General features: G+C 60.6%; 18 protein-coding genes. 9 read left to right on the top strand and 9 right to left on the bottom strand.

What is annotated here, in order from left to right; translation table 11 throughout:
• Positions 1-19 precede the first annotated feature (19 nt).
• Both aldA and BLS87_RS01865 read right to left on the bottom strand, forming a co-directional pair.
• Positions 20-1,462, bottom strand: a complete 1,443-nt coding sequence (gene aldA / locus BLS87_RS01870) for an aldehyde dehydrogenase (protein WP_074750223.1) — start codon at positions 1,460-1,462, stop codon at positions 20-22.
• A gap of 178 nt (positions 1,463-1,640) precedes the next feature.
• Entirely contained in the window at positions 1,641-3,833 is a 2,193-nt protein-coding gene (locus BLS87_RS01865) for a PQQ-dependent dehydrogenase, methanol/ethanol family (protein ID WP_083370575.1), read from the bottom strand.
• Positions 3,834-4,274: 441 nt separating this feature from the next.
• Between BLS87_RS01865 and BLS87_RS01860 the strand changes: the two genes are divergently transcribed.
• The 5 genes from BLS87_RS01860 to BLS87_RS01840 all read left to right on the top strand — a co-directional run bounded on the left by BLS87_RS01860 (position 4,275) and on the right by BLS87_RS01840 (position 8,658).
• Entirely contained in the window at positions 4,275-4,922 is a 648-nt protein-coding gene (locus BLS87_RS01860) for a paraquat-inducible protein A (protein WP_074749696.1), read from the top strand.
• A complete protein-coding gene (locus BLS87_RS01855; protein ID WP_074749695.1) occupies positions 4,919-5,533 on the top strand; it encodes a paraquat-inducible protein A in 615 nt (204 codons plus the stop codon). Before BLS87_RS01860 ends, BLS87_RS01855 begins: the two co-directional genes overlap by 4 nt.
• Positions 5,526-7,208, top strand: coding sequence for a PqiB family protein (locus tag BLS87_RS01850; protein WP_074749694.1), 1,683 nt, complete (start codon positions 5,526-5,528; stop codon positions 7,206-7,208). Before BLS87_RS01855 ends, BLS87_RS01850 begins: the two co-directional genes overlap by 8 nt.
• A complete protein-coding gene (locus BLS87_RS01845) occupies positions 7,205-7,816 on the top strand; it encodes a PqiC family protein (RefSeq protein WP_074749693.1) in 612 nt (203 codons plus the stop codon). The genes BLS87_RS01850 and BLS87_RS01845 overlap by 4 nt, the downstream gene beginning before the upstream one ends.
• 377 nt (positions 7,817-8,193) lie before the next feature.
• The gene (locus BLS87_RS01840) at positions 8,194-8,658 is read left to right on the top strand and encodes a helix-turn-helix domain-containing protein (protein ID WP_074749692.1); all 465 of its coding nucleotides are present in this window, start codon (positions 8,194-8,196) and stop codon (positions 8,656-8,658) included.
• Between the two features lie 55 nt (positions 8,659-8,713).
• Here the strand turns inward: BLS87_RS01840 and BLS87_RS34540 are convergent, their stop codons facing one another.
• Positions 8,714-8,911, bottom strand: coding sequence for a hypothetical protein (locus BLS87_RS34540; RefSeq protein ID WP_244165795.1), 198 nt, complete (start codon positions 8,909-8,911; stop codon positions 8,714-8,716).
• Here BLS87_RS34540 and BLS87_RS01835 point away from each other — a divergent pair.
• A complete protein-coding gene (locus BLS87_RS01835) occupies positions 8,822-10,027 on the top strand; it encodes an amidase (RefSeq protein WP_244165789.1) in 1,206 nt (401 codons plus the stop codon). The two genes, BLS87_RS34540 and BLS87_RS01835, sit on opposite strands and share 90 nt — an antisense overlap.
• A 103-nt stretch (positions 10,028-10,130) precedes the next feature.
• Here the strand turns inward: BLS87_RS01835 and araH are convergent, their stop codons facing one another.
• The 5 genes from araH to BLS87_RS01810 all read right to left on the bottom strand — a co-directional run bounded on the left by araH (position 10,131) and on the right by BLS87_RS01810 (position 15,566).
• Positions 10,131-11,096 (bottom strand): L-arabinose ABC transporter permease AraH, encoded by a 966-nt coding sequence (gene araH / locus BLS87_RS01830; protein WP_074749690.1) that lies wholly within the window; start codon positions 11,094-11,096, stop codon positions 10,131-10,133.
• 41 nt (positions 11,097-11,137) lie between these two features.
• Positions 11,138-12,667 carry an L-arabinose ABC transporter ATP-binding protein AraG gene (araG, locus tag BLS87_RS01825; RefSeq protein WP_074749689.1) on the bottom strand — a complete coding sequence of 510 codons (1,530 nt, stop codon included), beginning with the start codon at positions 12,665-12,667 and terminating at the stop codon, positions 11,138-11,140.
• A gap of 93 nt (positions 12,668-12,760) precedes the next feature.
• Positions 12,761-13,765 carry a substrate-binding domain-containing protein gene (locus BLS87_RS01820; RefSeq protein WP_074749688.1) on the bottom strand — a complete coding sequence of 335 codons (1,005 nt, stop codon included), beginning with the start codon at positions 13,763-13,765 and terminating at the stop codon, positions 12,761-12,763.
• Between the two features lie 163 nt (positions 13,766-13,928).
• Positions 13,929-14,807 (bottom strand): SMP-30/gluconolactonase/LRE family protein, encoded by an 879-nt coding sequence (locus BLS87_RS01815; protein ID WP_074749687.1) that lies wholly within the window; start codon positions 14,805-14,807, stop codon positions 13,929-13,931.
• 66 nt (positions 14,808-14,873) lie between these two features.
• Positions 14,874-15,566: a FadR/GntR family transcriptional regulator gene (locus tag BLS87_RS01810; protein WP_074749686.1), complete on the bottom strand. Its 693-nt coding sequence runs from the start codon at positions 15,564-15,566 to the stop codon at positions 14,874-14,876.
• A 313-nt stretch (positions 15,567-15,879) separates the two neighbouring features.
• On the opposite strand from BLS87_RS01810, the gene BLS87_RS01805 reads away from it, so the two are divergent.
• Together BLS87_RS01805 and BLS87_RS01800 are read left to right on the top strand one after the other, a co-directional pair.
• Positions 15,880-17,022: an aldose epimerase family protein gene (locus tag BLS87_RS01805; RefSeq protein WP_074749685.1), complete on the top strand. Its 1,143-nt coding sequence runs from the start codon at positions 15,880-15,882 to the stop codon at positions 17,020-17,022.
• Positions 17,023-17,277: 255 nt separating this feature from the next.
• Complete coding sequence (locus tag BLS87_RS01800) at positions 17,278-17,502, top strand: DUF6555 family protein (protein WP_062382299.1); 225 nt, start codon at positions 17,278-17,280, stop codon at positions 17,500-17,502.
• Between the two features lie 291 nt (positions 17,503-17,793).
• Here BLS87_RS01800 and BLS87_RS33565 read toward each other — a convergent pair whose 3' ends face one another.
• Positions 17,794-18,021 carry a hypothetical protein gene (locus tag BLS87_RS33565; RefSeq protein WP_143024266.1) on the bottom strand — a complete coding sequence of 76 codons (228 nt, stop codon included), beginning with the start codon at positions 18,019-18,021 and terminating at the stop codon, positions 17,794-17,796.
• A 248-nt stretch (positions 18,022-18,269) separates the two neighbouring features.
• Between BLS87_RS33565 and BLS87_RS01795 the strand changes: the two genes are divergently transcribed.
• Positions 18,270-19,634: a glutamine synthetase family protein gene (locus BLS87_RS01795; RefSeq protein ID WP_074749684.1), complete on the top strand. Its 1,365-nt coding sequence runs from the start codon at positions 18,270-18,272 to the stop codon at positions 19,632-19,634.
• Positions 19,635-19,649 lie beyond the last annotated feature (15 nt).

Below are 19,649 nucleotides of genomic sequence, written 5' to 3'. Positions count from 1 at the left end.
GATCGACCGGCGGCACGCGTCAGATCTGGATATACACCACATGCGTGTGCGTGAATTCGTACACGCCGTGCTTGCCATCCGCGCCGCCGATCCCTGATTTACGAACCCCGGCATGGAAACCCTGCATCGCCTCGAAGTTCTCGCGGTTGATGTAGGTCTCGCCGAAATCGATCTCGTTGCAGGCACGCATCGCGGCGCTCAGGTCGCGGGTGTAGAGCGAGGACGTCAGGCCGTATTCGCAATCGTTGGCCAACGCGATGGCTTCGTCCAGGTCGTCGACGATCTGGATCGGCAACACCGGTCCGAAAATCTCCTGACGCATGACTTCCATGTCCTGACGGCAATTGGCGAGCACGGTGGGCTGGTAGTGAAAGCCCTTGCCGTTCCTGTCCGCAATGGCACCACCGGTGATGATCTGCGCCCCCTCGCTGACCGCGGTCTTGACCATCTGAGCCACCTTGTCCAGACCCGCCTTGTTGACCAGCGGGCCCATGTCCAGGCCCTCTTCGGTCAGCGGATCGCCATATTTGGTCGCCGCCATGGCCACGCTGACCTGCTCGACGAATTGATCGGCGACTTTGCGTTCGACGTAGACCCGCTCGGCGCAGTTGCAGACTTGCCCGGTATTGATCACTCGCGATGCGGTAATCGCTTTGACGGCCAGTCCCAGGTCGGCATCGGCCAACACTATGGCCGGGGCTTTACCGCCCAGCTCCAGGTTCAGTTTGGTGATGTTGTGTGCCGCAGCCGCCATGATGCGCTGGCCCGTGGCGACGCTGCCGGTAAAGTTGACCATGTCCACGGCGGCACTGGCGCTGAGCGCATTGCCCACGGTCGCGCCCCTGCCCGAAACGATATTGACGACGCCTTTGGGCAGGTCGGTCTCAGCCAGCAGCCTGGCGAACTCGAAGCAATTGATCGGCGTTTCTTCGCTCGGCTTGATGACGATCGTGTTGCCGGTGATCAACGCCGGGGCAAGTTTGCGGGCAATGAGGAAGAACGGGAAGTTCCACGGCAGGATCCCGGCCACCACACCCAATGGTTTGCGGAACACGAAGATGTTTTCGCCAGGCCGGTCGCTGGTGAGGATTTCCCCTTCCAGGCGACGGCCCCACTCGGCCATGTAGTCCAGGTAATCGGCGGTGAAGTTGACCTCCACCAGCGCCAGCCCCAACACCTTGCCCTGCTCGGCGGTGATGATTCGTGCCAGGCGGTCGGCATTCTCGCGCACCTTCGTCGCGATCCGGCGCAGGTAACCGGCGCGTTCATTGGCCGGCTTGCGTGCCCAGCCCTTCTGCGCACTGCGGGCGGCCGCGATGGCGCGCTCGACCTCGCTGATGCTGGTCTCAGGTACTGACCCCAGCAGCTCGCCGTTGGCCGGGTTGAAGACTTCGATCAGGCTGTCGCCCGCGCTGAAGGCGCCGTCGATGTAGCTTTGGTAGATCGGTAAGGAATTGCCCATGAATGCTGCCTCTGCTGATTGATTGTTCTGTTGCGTTCCTTCCAGAACGCGTCCGTTCTCCTGCGGGAGCGAATGCATTCGCGAGAGGCTGACTGGACCGACACACTCGCATCGCCTGCCCGATTTCTTCGCGAATGAATGCGCTCCCACAGGTTCTCCGCCGCCGCTGATTTCGGGGTCACTGGGTCGCAGCGGTTTTGGCCGATGCCATTTCTTTCTTCAGGTCGTTGGCGCGCTTGATGATGTATTGATGCACCAGTTCCACTTCGTCCGGCTTGAGTTCGTCGGCGAACGACGGCATGCCATCGTTGACCCGACCGCCGTACACGATCCCGAGGAACATCTGGTGGTTTTCCTTGCTGAGCATGCGCAGGTCCGGCAACACGCCTCCGCTGATCGCATTGATGCCGTGGCAGGTGTCGCAATGGCCGTTGAACAGCGCCCGGCCCTTGTCCACTTGTTCGGTGGTGCCGGTGAACGCAGGAGGATCGACCTTGCGGTCGGCGTATTTGTATTTGAGGTCAGGCAGCTTCGCCGTCCCACCCAGCTTGTAGGTCAGCACTTGCGCGTTGGGCTTGACCCCGGCGCGCAGCGACAGCGCACCGGCAAAGGTCGAAAACGCCCCGCCCCAGCCCGCCATGAACGTCACGTACTGCTCGCCGTCCACCTCGTAGGTCACGGGGCCTGCCATCACACCGGTGTTGGCGGGTTGCTCCCAGAGCACTTTGCCCTTGTCCGCCGAATAGGCGACCACCCGCCCATCCGCCGTGCCCTCGAACAGCAGGTTGCCCGCGGTACTCAAGGTGCCGCCGTTGAAGATCGTCGAGTACGGCACTTCCCAGCGCGCTTCCTGCTTGAGCGGGTCCCAGGCGATCAGCTTGCCGGTCCAGGTGTCCGCCAGTTTGCGCAGGCCTTCAGGGTCTTCCGGCATCATCCCGGTATTGACCTGCAGCTGGTACATGCTCTTGAACTTCTTGCGGGGTGGCTGGCCGTCGACGTCCTGGTACAGCGCCGACATGATGTGCGCCGGGATGTAGACCAGGCCGGTTTGCGGGTTGTAAGACATCGGCTGCCAGTCGTGGGCGCCCCAGAACGCAGGTTGCACCAGCAGCGCTTTCTTCTCGGGATCGCGCCAGTAAACGGCGGCTTTCTCGTCGACGATCGGCCGGCCGGTCTTCATGTCGACGCCGGTCGCCCAGTTGATCGGGACGATGTTCTTCGCCGAGAGCAATTCGCCGGTCTTGCGATCGATGACATAGAAGAAACCGTTCTTTGGCGATTGCATCAGCACCTGACGCATTTTGCCGTCGATCTTCAGGTCCGCGAGCATGATGTGCGCGGTCGCGGTGAAGTCCCACGCGTCCCCCGGGGTGGTCTGGTAATGCCAGACGTACTCGCCGTTGTCCGGGTTGATCGCCACGATCGAAGACAGAAACAGGTTGTCGCCCTTGCCTTCCGACCGCAGCCGCGGGTTCCACGACGAAGCGTTGCCCACGCCGATGTACAGCAGATTGAGTTTCGGATCGTACGACATGGAGTCCCAGACCGTGCCGCCGCCACCCTGCTCCACGAACTTGTCGCCAAACCAGGTTTTGCTGGCGATCTCCATGGCCTTGTTTTCCGGCGGCAGTTTCGGGTCACCCGGCACCGTGAAGAACCGCCAGTCCTGCTTCCCGGTGTTCGCATCGTAAGCGGTGATGTAACCGCGCACGCCATATTCGGCACCGCCGTTGCCAATGATGACCTTGCCCTTTACCACGCGCGGCGCACCGGTGATGGTGATGGAGCGGTCCGGGCTGGTCCGGGTGTCCACCGACCAGACCTTCTGCCCGGTTTTGGCATCGATGGCTTCAAGACGGCCGTCCAGAACGCCCACGAAGACTTTACCGTCCCACACCGCCACGCCTCGGTTCACCGCGTCGCAACAGGCTTCGCCCGCACGACTGCGGTCCGACTGCGGGTCATACTTCCACAGCAGTTTCCCGTCGCGAGCGTCCAGCGCGTAGACCACCGAGAACGGCCCGGTGGTGTACATCACGCCATCCACCACGATGGGGGTGGCCTCGACGCCCCGGTCGATATCCAGCTTGTATGACCAGGCCAGACCCAGCCCGCTCACGTTGTCGTCGTTGATTTTTTTCAGTGGGCTGAAACGCTGCTCGTCGTACGTCCGCCCGTGGCTCATCCAGTTGCCCGGTTCCTGATCGGCTGCGCTGATTCGCGCACCGTCGACAGCGGCAGGCTGCTCGGCCGCGAGGCTCGAGGCAATGAAGCCGCCCTGGGACACGAAAGCGACACTCAGCGCGACGGCGCTGACAAACAGACGGGGGGGTGTGCCGGGAAGGCGAAGGTGCTGGCCAAATCGGTTCATGTGGCTCTCCGTTCTTATTAGAACCGGGCGCTCGTGTGCCCCGGCTTGACACGGAAAGAGCAAGCGCTGTGCCACGCCCGTGAAACGTCGATCTTTCAGTCACTTATGGCGAGAATCGCGAGCGCAGCACACTGCTGTCGCGCTACACTTGTCGCGTTTTGGACGACACACGCCGCAACAACCCCACGGTGGAGTGCGACAGTCAACGAGGTTTGATCCTGATTGTTTTTTGATACTGTCTGGCCACCGCCGAACCGGATGCTGGCATTGTGGTCAATCTCTCAATCGAATGCTCATCAGCGTGCTGTTCATGACCTCAGTCACCCGTGACACAAACGCATACCACGGGGCGAACCTCGCTGGCGCGGTACTGCCCTCAAGCACGCTATGCTGCAAGCCCGAACTATCGTGAACACGTCGAATCCGCCAACGATGGCCACAATGACCGAACGCACTGCGACCGATACCCCATCGCCTCTGGACGATCCCGCACAGTGGATCATCTGCGAGCACTGCGATTCGCTCTATCAGGCTCAAAGCCTGAACAAGGGCGAGGCTGCGTATTGCCTGCGGTGTGCTGCCCTGCTCGACCGCGGGCACCGCATGACCATTGAACAGATGCTGGCACTGAGCATTGCGGCGGGCATCCTGTTTATCTTCGCCAACGTCTTTCCCGTCATCAGCATCAGCATGAAAGGGCTGTACAACGAGGTGACCTTGTGGGGGTCGGTCGAGGCCCTCGCCCAAGGGCAGATCACCCTGATCGCACTGGTGGCAGGCCTGGCGATCATTCTGGCACCGGCCCTGCAGATCGCCCTGCTGTTCTGGGTCCTGGTCCACGCGCACCGCAACGAAATCGCGCCGGGTTTCAAAACCTGCATGCGCACCCTTGAACATTTACGCCCGTGGAGCATGCTCGAGGTCTGCCTGCTCGGCATTCTGGTGGCCATCGTCAAGCTCGCTGGCATGCTTGACGTCCATCCCGGCGTGGGCCTGTGGGCCATGGCGATGCTGATGGTGTTGATCGTGCTGATTGCCGGCAAAGACATACGCAGGCTGTGGGACGAGTTGGGAGTGGAACCCGAATGAACGGCATTCCTTTCGCCCGTGAGCACAAGGTCACCCTCTGCCATGTGTGCAACTACGTGTGCCCGCAGGACGCCCACGATTGCCCGCGTTGCGACTCCGCCGTACACGCCCGCAAACCCAACAGCCTGATCCGGACATGGGCCTTCCTGATCGCCGGTCTGATTTTCTACGTTCCGGCAAATACACTGCCGGTGATGTTCACGACACTGCTGGGCAGCGCCAGTGAAAACACCATCATGAGCGGTGTGATCGAGTTCGCCGAAGGCGGCTCCTGGGACATCGCCATCCTGATTTTCGTCGCCAGCGTGCTGGTGCCCTGCATCAAGTTTCTGGTGCTGGGGACGCTGTTGATTACCTGCCAGCGCCGCAGCCAGTGGGCCATGCGCGAGCGGTCACGGCTTTATCGGTTCATCGAGTTGATCGGCTACTGGTCGATGCTCGACGTGTTGGTGGTCGCCCTGGTGGCGGCGCTGGTTCAGTTTCGCGGGCTTAGCACCATCGAGCCACGGCTGGGCATCCTGTTCTTTGGTTTAGTGGTGGTCATGACGATGTTGGCCGCCATGAGTTTCGATCCCCGGCTCATCTGGGACGCAGAGGTTGAAGATGTCTGATAACACCCTACCCCCGTCAGCGCCCGCGCCTGTACGACCGCAGGTCAAGGCGCGCAAGGCCCGTATTTCACTGGTCTGGCTGGTACCGATCGTTGCCGGTGTCATCGGGCTTTCAATGGTCGTCCACGACTTCCTCAACGTCGGCCCCAAGGTCGTGGTCAGCTTCCAGACCGCCGAAGGCCTGGAAGCCAAGAAAACGCAGGTCAAATACAAGAACGTGGTGATCGGGACCGTAACCGACATTACGCTCAGCGATGACCGCACACACGTTCTGGCCACCATTGAGCTGAACCAGTCGGCGGCGCCGTTTACCCGCGCGGACTCTCAATACTGGGTGGTACGTCCGCGCATCGGTGCGCACGGCATCTCCGGGGTCGACACCTTGCTGTCCGGCGCATTCATCGGCGCCGACGCGGGCAGCTCGGAAAAGACCGAGAAAAATTTTACCGGCCTTGAAAACCCGCCGCCCGTCACCTTTGGCGAAAAAGGCAAACGCTTTATCCTGCACACCGACGACCTGGGCTCGCTCGACATCGGCTCGCCCATCTACTTCCGTCGCATTCAGGTGGGCCAGGTCGTCGCGTACGAACTCGCCAAGGACGGCAAAGGCGTCGATGTCGAGATTTTCATCAACTCGCCCAACGACAAATACGTGCTCGACGACTCGCGGTTCTGGAATGCCAGCGGTGTCGACGTCAGCGTGGGTGCGGCCGGCTTGAAGGTCTCGACCCAGTCACTGACCTCGATCATTTCCGGCGGCATCGCGTTTCGCGAGCCTAAATACAGCCCCGACGCCAAGCCCGCTCAGGGCAATGCCGAATTCAAGCTGTTTGAAGACCAGGCCACCGCCCTCGCGCCGCCCGATGGCGAGCCCAAGTACATCCGCATGCGCTTCAACCAGTCGCTGCGCGGTCTGGTGGTCAATGCGCCGGTGGATTTTCTGGGCGTGAACATCGGTCGAGTGGTGTCGGTCGACCTGGACTACGACCCCGCCACCGGCTCATTCCCGGGCGTGGTGGGCGCCGTGATCTACCCGCAGCGCCTTGGCGCGGCCAACGACAAACTCAGAGAGCAGGCGGGCGGCGGCGACGAAGAAGAACAGACCTCACGCATTCTTGGCCGCTTCGTCGAACGCGGGCTCCGGGCTCAGGTGCGCACGGGCAACCTGCTCACAGGCCAACTCTATGTGGCGATGGACTTCGATCCGAAAGCCCCCAAAATCGCCTACGACGCCAAGGCCCGACCGCTGGAAATTCCAACCGTGGGCGGCAGCTTCGACAAGCTGCAGGAACAATTGCAGGCGTTCGTCGACAAGCTGGGCAAAATCCCGATCGACGAGTTGGCGACCAACCTGAACGGCAGCCTGGTTGAACTGCAAAAAACCATGAAGCAGGTGAACACAGACATCCTTCCGCAAATGCGCGGCACCCTGCAGCAAGCACAGAAGACCATCGGGACCGCCAATTCGGCATTCTCCGAAGATTCGCCAGCGCGTCAGCAACTGGGTCAAGCGATGGAAGAAGTCCAGCGCACGGCCCGCTCGGTCCGCGTGCTGACAGACTTCCTCAGCCGCCATCCTGAATCGCTGATCCGTGGCCGCTCCGGTGATGCAGCCCCGGGTTCGTACAAAGGTTCTTCCTCTTCCCGTGAAATCGCTCCGGAGCCTGCCCAATGATTGTGCGCAAACACCTGTTAACCCTGGCCTGCGCGTTGGGCCTTGGCGCCTGTTCGTCGACACCAACGCATTACTACACCCTGATCGCGCCCGCCATCCAGGCACCCGCCACCACCGCGCAAGCGCCTTTTCAGTTCGAGATGCAGCCGGTGCTGATGGCCGTACAAGTGGATCAGCCGCCGCTGGTGGTGCGTCAGGGCGACGGCAGTCTGGCCATTCTGGAGAACGAACGCTGGGGCGCGCCGTTGGGCGATGAGTTCCACGACGCCTTGACCGGAGAACTGGAGCGCAGGTTTGGTTCCCGCGACCTGGCGGGCCTGCCCAAGCAGAACGACGAGCCGGTATTGTCGGTGCGCACGGATGTGCGACGGTTCGAATCGGTGCTCGACCACTATGCAATGATTGACGTGGTCTGGAACCTGAGCCTGCGCAACAGCGGAACCAAACGACAGTCACTGACCTGTAGCAGTGTCATTCGTCAGCCAGCAGGTGTCGGCATGGAAAGCCTGGTTTTGGCCCATCAAAAAGCGGTATCCCGTCTGGCCGACGCCATCGCCAAGACGGCGAATGAATGGGCGCGTCAACCCACTTCCCGTTGTCCTTCATAAACACAGCAAGTACCGGATTTGATACAACGTAATGACCTCAAATAAACCCCAAACAGACTGTTCGGGGTTCTTCAATACATTCAATCGACAGCCTTTATAAAACTTGTACAACCTTACGCGCACGTACAATTCTTGTAACAATGTGCTCAAACGACTGTTTAAGAATAATGCTTTCGCCCTTCCCTAGAATGGATCCACAATCCGCCGCATCGGCCGCAAAGCCCCGTCCACCGGGACGTGGGCCCACACGATGCATTGCTGCCGTCGCAACAAACCGTATGTCGTCCACACTCTCGGTGCATGAGAGTGGAGGTGAGAGGTAACCCGACGGGTCGCTTTTCCACACAACGGTGAATGACCAAACCAGGGAGAAACTTATGACAGGGATAGGTCCGAGACTGCGTCAGGAACGCCATCGTCTCAAACTTTCGCAAAGTGCAATGGGCACCCTCGGCGGAGTAGAAACCAATGCACAAGGCAACTACGAAAGTGGCGCCCGATATCCAAAAGCCGATTATCTGTTGCGCCTCGTCGACGCTGGCGTCGATATCACGTACGTCATGACAGGCACCCGGTCATCGGACGTCGGCCCCTATACTTCAGTGACGCCGCCACCCAGCCATGTCGTCGATGAACATCTGGGCAAGGTCACCCATCAATTGCATCGCAACCTCCATGGACTCATCGATGCGCTTTACCAGATGGCGTTGCTGATCGAGTCCCGGGTGAACGACACCGCTGATGAAGCGGTGAAGAAGGAACTCGATACCATTCGTTCCGAAGCACAGGCACTTGCGCAAGCGTCTGTGAGACTGATTTTCGTCACCTCGAAACTGAGCTGATTCACGCAGCCACGGTGTACAACTTAACGGACGTTGGGGCATGATCCGGGCACCGTCAGACCTTCTGGACAGCACCGTGCCCCTCGCCGACCACGACCTCACCCGCCTCACTGCCTGCGCCGCCGCTCGCCTGCTTCAACGTCGCGAACTGAGCGCTCAGGACCTGCTCACCGCATGCCTTGAACGTATTCAGCGACGAGAACCAGAAGTTCTGGCCTGGCGCCAGTACGATGCGGAACGCGCGATGGCGCACGCTCGACAACTCGACAACGGCCCTTTGCGCGGCCCTTTGCATGGCTTGCCGCTGGGCGTCAAAGACCTGTTCGACACTCGGGACTTTCCTTCTGGCTATGGCTCGCCGATCTATCAACGCCATCAGCCCGTCAACGACGCAGCGGCCGTCGCGCTGTGCCGGGAAGCCGGTGCAGTCGTCGTGGGCAAGACGGTCACCACAGAGTTCGCGACGTTCACACCCGGTCCGACTCGCAATCCGCACAACCGCGCCCACACGCCCGGCGGATCATCGAGCGGTTCGGCCGCTGCCGTTGCCGCACATATGGTGCCGCTCGCGCTGGGCACGCAAACCGCTGCGTCGGTGATTCGACCGGCCGCCTATTGCGGCATCGTCGGCTTCAAGCCCAGCTTTGGTCTGATTCCGCGGGCTGGCATCAAGAGTCTCAGCGAGTCGCTGGACACCGTTGGCGGGTTCGGGCGCAGTGTCGAAGACGTTGCCTTGCTGACCTCGGTACTGGCCAACGCCCCGCAATGGCGTCAACTGCCCCAAGACGCCAAACCTCGCGTCGGCGTGTGCCGTACACCCAGTTGGGACAGCGCCAGCCCCGCCGCACAACAAGCGTTTGAAGCCACGGTTCAACGGTTGATCAAGGCAGGCGTGCGGGTGGTCGATGTCACACTGACCGACGCCGTCTGCGCTCTGACCGAGGTACACAATGAGGTCATGTGCGCCGAGGCGTTCAAGGCGTTGAGCGATGAGCGCTTGAACCACCCGGATCAGTTGAGTGAACGCCTGAAAACGATGCTGGAGCGCGGGTCACGGGTGACCTTTGAAGACAGCCTGAGACACCGTGCTCAGGTGGCTTCGGCAAGGCATCAGCTGGGACGTGGATTTGTCGATTACGACCTGTTGTTGACGCCCAGTGCTTGCGGCGAGGCCGAACAGGGGCTTGAGCGCACTGGCGACCCACTGTTCTCGCGAATCTGGAGCTTGCTGGGATTACCAAGCCTGAACCTGCCGGTTGGGTTCGGGCCGCAAGGTTTGCCGCTGGGCGTGCAGTTGATAGGGCCCGTCATGAGCGACACCGCCACGTTGGCGTTTTGCGCATGGATCGAGCGCAGCCTCGACGCGTAATCCTCCTCAGGATCACGCGCGCCCGCGAGCGCAGTCTTTCAGACACCCTCGCGGTGCCTGAACGAATGTGTCGCGGGCGAGCCCGCTGGTAGTGCTGCTCGGTTTAGCGACGCTTCATCCGGTCGATGATCACCGCCAGCAACAGGATCGTGCCGCGAATCACGTACTGGTAGAAGGTGTCGATGTTCTTCAGGTTCATCGCGTTTTCAATGATCGCCAGAATCAGCACCCCGGCAATCACATGGCGAATCATGCCGATCCCGCCACTCAGTGACACACCGCCCAGTACACAGGCAGAAATCACCGTCAGCTCGAACCCCTGACCAACCATTGGCTGCCCGGACGTCATGCGCGAGGCCAGCACTACACCCGCCAGGGCGCCAATGACGCCATGCACGACGAAGATGATGATCTTGGTGCGATCAACATGCACACCGGCCAACAACGCCGCTTCCTGGTTGCCCCCGATGGCCAGCGTGTTGCGGCCGTAGGTGGTGTAGTTGAGCAGCCAGCCGAAGAACACGAAGCACACGACAGTGATCAGGATCGGCACCGGTACGCCGAACAGCTGGCCGTTGCCGAACACAAAGAAGGATTCCTCGCCGACGCCGACGGCCTTGCCGTTGGAGAAGATGTAAGCCAGCCCGCGAACGATCTGCATGGTCGCCAGTGTCGTGATCAGCGCATTGATGCGCAGCTTGGCGATGACGATGCCATTGATCAGGCCCACCACCAAGCCCATGGCCAGTGCTGCTGAGACGCCAAGAAACACGCTTTCGGTGTCGCGGATGACGATGGCCGCGATGACCCCGGAGCAGGCCAGTACAGACCCGACGGACAGGTCGAAATGTCCGGAGGCCAGGCAATACAGCATCGTGCAGGCGGCAATGCCGACCGTGGAAATCGCCAGACCCAGGCCACGCATGTTCAACGGCGACATGAAGTTGTCGATCAGCAAGGCACAGAGCACAAAGATACCCAGTGCAGCCAGAAGCATCGCCCAATCGTCGACGAATCGACGCATGTTCATGCCCTGGCGGGGAGCCGTCAGGCTGGTTTCGGTAGACATACGCACCTCGTTTTTATTTTTCACTGTCGTGACCAGATTGTTCAGCCGCGTGTGCGCGGCAGTGCCAATTGCAACAACCGTTGTTCATTGGCCTCATCGCGAGAAAGCTCGCCGGTGATGGCGCCTTCGCTCATGACCAGAATGCGGTCGGAAATACCCATGACTTCCATCAGATCGCTGGACACCACGATGACCGCGATGCCGTCGGCGGCCAGGTTATGGATGATCTGGTAGATCTCGGATTTGGCGCCGATGTCGATGCCGCGTGTCGGCTCGTCCAGCAGCAGGACCTTCATCGGCATCGAGAGCCAGCGACCGAGAATGGCCTTCTGCTGATTGCCGCCCGAGAGGAACAGCATTTGCTGATCCGGCGACGGGGTCTTGACGTTCATCGAGCGGATCTGGCCCTTGGCGTTTTCCCGCTCCCACTTGCCCTGAATCAGGCAGCCCAGGTGCACGTGCCGTGGCCGCGCGCCGATGTTGATGTTCTCGGCGACACTGGACAGCGGCACGATGCCTTCCTTCTTGCGATCCTCCGGGCAGAGCAGAATCCCGGCGTCGATGGCGTCGCGGGGGGAACGCAGGTTCAGCGACTGCCCCTCCAGCTGCAACGTGCCGGCCTGACTGCGGGTGAGGCCCGACAGCATGCGGAACAGTTCAGTACGGCCCGCGCCGACCAAGCCGAAAAAGCCCAGCACCTCGCCCTTCTGCACCGCGAAACTCGCAGGCTCCTGAAGCCCCGGTCCCATGAGACCAGTCACCCGCAGGCTCGGCCCTTGATGCTGACGTGGACGGTAGTTGTAGATGTCCTGAATGTCGCGCCCGACCATGCAGGTCACCAGCCGGTCGTGATCCAGCTCGGCCATGTCCTCGAAGGTGCGCACGAAGCGGCCATCCTTGAACACGGTCACCGCATCGCAGACGCGGAAGATTTCTTCCATGCGATGGGACACGTAGAGAATGACCCGGCCTTCGTCACGCAGCTTGACGATGATCGCCATCAGCCGGTCGATTTCCCGCGCAGACAGGCTGCTCGTGGGCTCATCGAAAGCGATGACGTGGGCGTTGCGCGACATGGCCTTGGCGATTTCCACCAACTGGCGTTGCCCCAGCGACAAATCGCCCAGACGAGTGCCCGGATCGATTTCGTCGGCCAGGCCCTTTAACAGCTCCCGCGCGCGACGAATCATCGCCCGACGATTGACCATGCCCCAGCGGTTGGGCATGTGGCCGAGCAGCAGGTTCTCCGCCACCGACATTTCCGGCACCAGATGCAGCTCCTGGTGAATCACCGCTACGCCAGCGGCAATGCTGTCGGCCGTGGACTTGAACGCCAGATGCTCGTCGCCGATCTGCAGGTCGCCGCTGTTGGGCTGATACGAACCGCCGAGGATCTTCAGCAGCGTCGATTTGCCCGCGCCGTTCTCGCCCATCAGCGCATGAACGCTGCCTGGCCGAGCTTCGAAATTGATGTCCGACAGGGCCTTCACGCCGGGAAATGTCTTGCCGATCCCGTTGAAGCGCAGGCTGCCGCCGTGCTGCGTTTGTTGTTGAACCGATGCCTGTTGCATGAACCACCTCCACCTCGCTCCACCCCTGACGGAGTGGAGCGAGGTCTTGCAGATATCCGCCTGAACTTCAGGCGTCCCGACTCGACTGCCGCGTTACTTGTACAGACCGATTTTGGTCAGCACGTCCTTGAAGTTGGCGCGGGTGATCAGGGTCACGTCGTCCATGGCGGTGTACTTCGCAGGTTCCTTGCCGGTGGTGACCCACTCGTACATTTGCAGGGCGGTGTTGTAGCCCTCTTTATCCGGGCTAGGCAGCATCGAGCCGAAGAAGCCGCTTTCCTTCTTCTTCAGTTCGTCGATGGCGTCGGTGCCGTTGATGCCGATACCGATCACGTTGGCCGGGGCGAAACCTGCGCCGGCGGTGGCACGTACGCCACCCAGAACGGTGTTGTCGTTCATGCCGCCGACGATGAGGTTTTTCGCGCCGCTTGGCAGTTTAGGCAAGGCCGCGTTGGTGGCGTCCATGCTGCCAGGTACGTCGAGGGTTTTCTGCGGCGTGAAGAGGATGTGGTCTTCTGGCAGACCGGCTTTTTTCAGCGCATCAACCGAACCGTCGGTGCGTTTCTTGCCCGTGTCCAGTTCGTTGTAGGTGTTGATGATCGCGTAGGTTTCTTTCCAGTCCCACTTGCGGTTCTGCGCTTCAGTGGCCATCGCCGCGCCCTGTTTCTGGCCGACTTCGAACGCCGCCATGCCCAGGTACGGCACGTCTTCCATGAACTTGCCCTTGGCGTCGACGAAGCGGTCGTCCACCGCCATGACCTTCAGGCCATTAGCCTTGGCTTTGGCGACGATGGCAGGGCCGAGGGAGACGTCAGGCGGGCAGATGACAAAACCCTTGGCGCCATTGGCGGCCAGGTTATCAATCGCGGAGAGGGTTTTCTCGCCGTCCGGTACGGCAATTTTGATCACTTCAAAACCGTGATCCTTGCCCGCCTGTTCAGCGAAGGCCCATTCGGTCTGGAACCAGGGCTCTTCAGCCTGCTTGACCAGAAATCCGATTTTGACCTTGTCGGCAGCGGACACACCGCCGCTCATGCCCAGAATGGCGGTGGCAACAGCGGCACAGCACAGGGAACGAATCCCGTGGCGACTCAACATAGCTAACTCCTTATTTTTATTGACTAGCTACAGCGTTCAGCAGTGAATGTCGTGACGACCGAACCGTTACCGGCGCGGGCGTCGATCGACTGAAAACAGTCATATCATATTATCAATGACGTCTATGTAACCGAGTGTCACACCCTCTTGAGCGGTCCGACATTCATCCGGAAAAACGATGTGAAACCTGCCCTCGGATGCCCGTTTCGACGCTGATCACACAGCCATCCAGCTCCAGCGCATCACTGGCCGGTCTGGCACTGGTGACGAACAGCGTGGTCATGTCCGGTCCGCCGAACACGCAACTGGTGGGATGACTCAGCGGCACTTCGACGATTCGGTCGACACGGCCATCCGGCGCAAAGCGAATGAGGCAGTGACCGCCCCATCGGGCGTTCCACACATAGCCCTGGGCATCCATGGCGGAGCCGTCGGGCACGCCGCGTTCGTGTTGTTGCGCCCAGAGCGTGCGCTCGCCCAGCGCTCCGTCAGCCTGAATCGGGTAGCGATAGATCACCCCGTCGAGGCTGTCGGCGCTCAGCAACGCGTGGTCGTCATCAGCCCAAAGCAAGGTGTTCACGATGCCTTGCCCATTGAGCAACGGCGTGACGCGAGCATCGGCATCGACCCGATAAATCCCGCCGGAACGCCGCTCCAGTGGGAGGTCGCCGCCTTCGGCATCCAGGTTGTTTTGCATGCTGCCGAGCCACAGTCGGCCCTGGCGGTCACACCGAGCTTCATTGGCGCGGTTGCCCGAAATCGGGTCGGCGACGCACAGCAGCGAAAACGCGGGGTGATCGGCGGGAGAATCAAGGTCAAGCCGGTAGACACCGCTGGCGAGGGTCACCAGCGCGTCACCGTGAACAGTGGGAATGAACGCAGACACCGGCTCGTTGAATTGCCAGTGGCGCACCTGCCCTTGATGCAGGCGCAGCGCGCGGAATCCGGCGATATCGACCCAATACAGCGACTGTTGGACGTCATCCCAGAACGGCCCTTCGGCCAATTTGAATCGCTGGTCACTGACCGGCTGCCACTTCATAGCGAATGTCCTTTTTTATTCTTGTCGGGGGCCGACGCTCCCTCTTGTCTACTGACCTTCGAACGCTTAATGCGCCAGCGATCGCGAGATCACCTCGCAGGCGTTTTCAATCAGACTCATGCAGGCCCAGACACCCCGAGCCGAATCACGTGTTGCGATGGCGTCGGCCAGGTCCTTGTGCAACGGCAACGTTCTGCCCAGTTCACCCGGTACGGCCGAGGACACCTCGAACGAAATCGCCAGCAGCGCACCGAGCGCGGGCAGCATCTGCTCGATGAACTGGTTGTGACTGGCCGCCAGCACCGCTTCGTGGAAACGCTGGTCGGCGTGGTTGTAGTCACCCTTGTCCTTGACGCTGGTCTCCAGCACACGGTACGCGGCCTGAATCTCGTCAATCTGCTGCGGCGTCGCACGTTCACACGCCCAACGCACCGCCATCGGTTCAATAGCGCGGCGCAGGTCGAGCAGGTCCATCACAAAGCTGGCGGGCAAGCCTTTGGCCGCTAACCAACCGACGACTTGCGGGTCGAACAGATTCCAGTTGCGGACCGGCAAAACCCGCGTCCCCACCTTCGGACCGACTTCCAGCATGCCCTTGGCCACCAGCGTCTTGATCGCTTCGCGGATCACCGTACGGCTGACCCCGAACTCTTCACCCAGGGCCGCCTCGACCTTCAACGACTGCCCTGCCCCTACGTTGCCTTGAGCAATCCAGGCACCCAGGCGGTCTACCGTCGACGCGTGAAAACTGTTGCTCATTCGACCACCCCTCCTCGCGGCGTTTTCCGCGAATCGAGGCTAATCATCATACGATTGAGTGTCAAACGCCTGTACAACCCGAAAAAGCTCGTCTAAACCTGTTCGACGAATCGCATCAGACTGACCGCGCCTCAATAGTATTACAATTTATTTTTAAATCGAGTGGTTTTGCTCTATAAATCGATTAATTCGGTGATGAGACACCGAATAGTATTACGAATTCCAGTTGCAAGCCTCCGCGGCAAGGCGAGTCTCCTTGTTGATGGATCTTGCAGCCTGTCGCTGTTCCTAAAACAACAAAAGGAAGGACGTAATGAGGAAGACGCTTATCCCTGCTATTGGACTCTCACTGCTCGCAGCAGCCCTTCAGGCAAATGCCGCCGGGCTCTCTGCGGAACACGCGGCTTTCGGCAAGATGCCGGATGGCACCACCGTCGAGAAATACACCCTGCGCAACAGCCTCGGCATGCAGGCCACAGTCATCACCTACGGTGGCACTCTGCAGTCGCTGCTGGTGCCGGACAAACACGGCAAGACCGAGGACGTCGTACTGGGCTTCGATGACCTGGACGGCTACCTCAAAGGCACCTCCTACTTCGGCGCAACCATCGGGCGCTTCGGCAACCGCCTGGCAGATGGCAAATTCAGCCTCGACGGCACGACCTATCAAGTCCCGCAGAACGACAAGACCAATGCATTGCACGGCGGCCCGAAGGGCTTCGACAAGCAGGTGTGGAAGGCTGAGCAGATCAAGGACAAGGGCTGGGTCGGGGTCAAACTGACCTATGTGTCGGCCGACGGAGAAATGGGCTTCCCCGGCACCCTGAAAACCGAGGTGACCTACAGCCTCAACGAAAAGAATGAGCTGCGCATTCAGTACCACGCCACCACCGACAAGCCGACGGTGCTGAACCTGACCAACCACAGTTACTTCAACCTGGCGGGTGCCGGCAATGGCGACATCCTCGACCAGGTGGCGATGGTCAAGGCGTCGCACTACACGCCTGTCAACGTGAAGCTGATTCCGACAGGCGACCTGCCGCCCGTGGCGGGCACACCGCTGGACTTCCTCAAGCCCACTGCGTTCGGCAAGCGAATCCGGGAAGATAACGAACAGTTGAAGTTCGCCGAACCCACTCAGGGCGGGTATGACCATAACTGGGTGCTGGACACCAAGGGCAAGGTATCGGCGCTGGCCGCTGAAGTGGTCGATCCCAAATCCGGTCGTCACCTGCAACTGTTCACCAGCGAACCTGGCGTACAGCTCTATACCGGCAACTTCCTGGACGGCACCGTCAAAGGCAAGGGCGGCAAGATTTACCCGCACTGGGGCGCCTTCACCCTGGAAACACAGCACTACCCTGACTCACCGAACCAGAAGGGTTTCCCGTCGACACGTCTTGATCCCGGCAAGGCCTACACGCAGACCACCGTGTTCAAGTTCGTCAGCAAGTAAACCCAACCACATTCGCCATGCCCTGGGCATGGCGAATGCCTGTTTACTCGTCCACCGCGACTCCCGCAAGCCGCGCCTGAACGCGTACTCCCCTCCTCAGGACCACGATCCATCCATTCGCGTCCATCCGGTTTTTCGCCCGCCCTCTTCTGTACCGAACGTAACCGTTTGGCACCCAAAGCATTATTTCGAGTGAATTTTCCGCACAGCAGCGACTCACTGAACTGTGAGCGACTGATACGGAGGTTTGCAAGAGTGGCACAGTACAAGCACTTCAGAATCGATTATCTGCTGCATGGCAAGTACAAAAGCTTCTACATCAGTGCCGAAGCCATGGACAACGCATCGGCCTGGCATTGGGCATCCGTGGACGCAGGATTCGGGCAGATACCGAAGTACCGTTCGGACAAAGTGCCGAAAGTCAGCAAACCCAAAGCCGAGCAACTCGGGCTGACGGATGTTGAGTGGGCTGAATCCTGAGACGAGGGCTCAGCCTTGGGCAGAGCGCTGTGCTCTGCCCTCTCCTCGACAGCATCTGCGGGTCTGCTGCAAACCTGCGAGAGCGAACTTCCTCGCGAGCGCAGCCGTTATGCTCCATCCATGCTGAGTGACCTTTTGCAGCCGGTCATGGACGCTCTTCCCACGGCTTTTACCCAGCCCCGCCACTGAATGGATTTCTGACAATTGGCGCACTGCATCGGTGCCATTGAAGGAACTGATCATTAAACGATCATTACGAGTCAGCCCTTGTTTTTAATGGCTTGCAGCCAGTTATCCACAGAGATATTCACGCTTTCCGTGGACAACTTTTTGAACGATATCCCGTTGACTTTCAAGGACTACCCAGCGTAGCCCCTCGCCAGAAAACGGGTCAAAAGGTGCCTCTGCTCCACCGCCTCGACGCCCGCGTTGGCCTGCAAAGAACTCACCCGATACTTGCAAGTTGGCCTGAACAGGTCTATTAACTTCCAGCGTTGCAGCAATGCTGCTGTCGAACATTCATTGAATCGGACCCCGACAGGTCATGCGAATCACCAACCTCCCCATGGCCTTGCGCCGTTCCAAAGTACGGCACTCTGCCCGTCCGCCGGATACCTCGTCTCTCGCTTGAGCGCGCCTCGACAATCGCGCCAAGTCCGTTCGCTTTTCCCCTTTCAGTACGCCTGCCACCACGACCTCGCGCCTGCACGCTTGGCGTTGTCACGTGGCCTGATCCTGCGCGCCCATGCGGCGCAAGCGAGAGACCCATGAAATTTGCACCCGTTGAACATGCCCAGCGTTTTCTCACTCAACACCCCGATATCGAGATGTTCGAACTGTTCATCCTCGATGCTAACGGCGTACCGCGCGGCAAGCTGTTGCACCGCGATGAGCTGATCGCTGTTTATGAAAATGGACGGCCGTTGCCGAGTACGATTCTGGGCCTGACGCTGCAAGGCGACGATGTCGAGAACTCAGGACTGGTCTGGGACGTGGGTGACATCGATTGCCGCGCCTACCCGCTGGAGGGCAGCCTGGTGCGCCTGCCGTGGCGGCAGATTCCAACCGCCGCAGTACAGGTCAGCATGCACCCGACCGAGGGTGTGCCAGCCAGCATCGCCGATCCTCGTCACCTGCTGATCAAGGTCATCGAGCGCTTGAACGCCGACGGCTATTACCCGGTCATGGCCTGCGAGCTCGAGTTTTATCTGCTCGATGCCAAACGCGACGCCAATGGTCGTCCGCAACCCGCGCTGGACGCCGACGGCTCCCGCCCTCGCCACACGCAAGTCTACGGACTGCGAGAACTGGAACAGATCGAACCCTTCCTTGCCGACCTCTATGCCGCCTGCAAGCTGCACGGCATTCCCGCGCGCACGGCGATCTCCGAATACGCGCCCGGGCAAGTGGAAATCACCCTGGAACACGGCGACGCCCTTGAAGCCATGGATCAGGCCGTGCGCTACAAACGCCTGGTCAAGGCCGTCGCGCACACGCACGGCATGCAGGCCACGTTCATGGCCAAGCCGTTCGACGACCTCGCCGGCACCGGTATGCACATGCACGTCAGCATCGCCGACGCAGAGGGCCACAATCTGTTTGCGTCGCAAGATCCGGCGGGCACGCCACTGCTGCGCTACGCCGTTGGGGGAATGCTCGAGTCGCTGCTCGACTCGTTGCTGCTGTTCTGTCCGAACGCCAATTCCTATCGTCGCTTTCAGGCCAACAGCTACGCGCCGCTCGCGCCGACATGGGGCGTGGATAACCGCACCGTCAGCCTGCGCGTGCCGGGTGGACCGGCGCACACCCGGCACATCGAACACCGTATCTGCGGCGCCGACGCCAACCCGTATCTGGCGGCGGCTGCGATCCTCGCGGGCATCCATCGCGGCATCACACACAGCATCGACCCAGGCGCACCCGTCGAGGGCAACGGCTACGCGCAAGCCACGCGCCTGCTGCCCACTGACTGGTTGACCTCGCTGACCGCACTGGAAAACTCGGCATGGGCCCGCGATGCGCTGGGAACGGAATTCCTGGGGGTGTACCTGGCCGTCAAGCGCGCGGAATACCGGCAGTTCATGGCCGAGGTGGGAGAACAGGACTGGCGTTGGTACCTGACGCAAGCCTGACCATTGAACCCACTT

Source organism: Pseudomonas abietaniphila (assembly GCF_900100795.1).
Lineage (GTDB): Bacteria > Pseudomonadota > Gammaproteobacteria > Pseudomonadales > Pseudomonadaceae > Aquipseudomonas > Aquipseudomonas abietaniphila.
The sequence above is the reverse complement of the archived record's forward strand: the minus strand, read 5'-3'. Positions and strand labels throughout refer to the sequence as shown.

What these genes read in the sequence shown, in the direction of transcription:
- aldA (WP_074750223.1), bottom strand. Translation starts at nt 1,462, where the DNA reads ATGGGCAATTCCTTACCGATCTACCAAAGCTACATCGACGGCGCCTTC.
- BLS87_RS01865 (WP_083370575.1), bottom strand. Translation starts at nt 3,833, where the DNA reads ATGAACCGATTTGGCCAGCACCTTCGCCTTCCCGGCACACCCCCCCGT.
- BLS87_RS01860 (WP_074749696.1), top strand. Translation starts at nt 4,275, where the DNA reads ATGACCGAACGCACTGCGACCGATACCCCATCGCCTCTGGACGATCCC.
- BLS87_RS01855 (WP_074749695.1), top strand. Translation starts at nt 4,919, where the DNA reads ATGAACGGCATTCCTTTCGCCCGTGAGCACAAGGTCACCCTCTGCCAT.
- BLS87_RS01850 (WP_074749694.1), top strand. Translation starts at nt 5,526, where the DNA reads ATGTCTGATAACACCCTACCCCCGTCAGCGCCCGCGCCTGTACGACCG.
- BLS87_RS01845 (WP_074749693.1), top strand. Translation starts at nt 7,205, where the DNA reads ATGATTGTGCGCAAACACCTGTTAACCCTGGCCTGCGCGTTGGGCCTT.
- BLS87_RS01840 (WP_074749692.1), top strand. Translation starts at nt 8,194, where the DNA reads ATGACAGGGATAGGTCCGAGACTGCGTCAGGAACGCCATCGTCTCAAA.
- araH (WP_074749690.1), bottom strand. Translation starts at nt 11,096, where the DNA reads ATGTCTACCGAAACCAGCCTGACGGCTCCCCGCCAGGGCATGAACATG.
- araG (WP_074749689.1), bottom strand. Translation starts at nt 12,667, where the DNA reads ATGCAACAGGCATCGGTTCAACAACAAACGCAGCACGGCGGCAGCCTG.
- BLS87_RS01820 (WP_074749688.1), bottom strand. Translation starts at nt 13,765, where the DNA reads ATGTTGAGTCGCCACGGGATTCGTTCCCTGTGCTGTGCCGCTGTTGCC.
- BLS87_RS01815 (WP_074749687.1), bottom strand. Translation starts at nt 14,807, where the DNA reads ATGAAGTGGCAGCCGGTCAGTGACCAGCGATTCAAATTGGCCGAAGGG.
- BLS87_RS01810 (WP_074749686.1), bottom strand. Translation starts at nt 15,566, where the DNA reads ATGAGCAACAGTTTTCACGCGTCGACGGTAGACCGCCTGGGTGCCTGG.
- BLS87_RS01805 (WP_074749685.1), top strand. Translation starts at nt 15,880, where the DNA reads ATGAGGAAGACGCTTATCCCTGCTATTGGACTCTCACTGCTCGCAGCA.
- BLS87_RS33565 (WP_143024266.1), bottom strand. Translation starts at nt 18,021, where the DNA reads ATGTTCGACAGCAGCATTGCTGCAACGCTGGAAGTTAATAGACCTGTT.
- BLS87_RS01795 (WP_074749684.1), top strand. Translation starts at nt 18,270, where the DNA reads ATGAAATTTGCACCCGTTGAACATGCCCAGCGTTTTCTCACTCAACAC.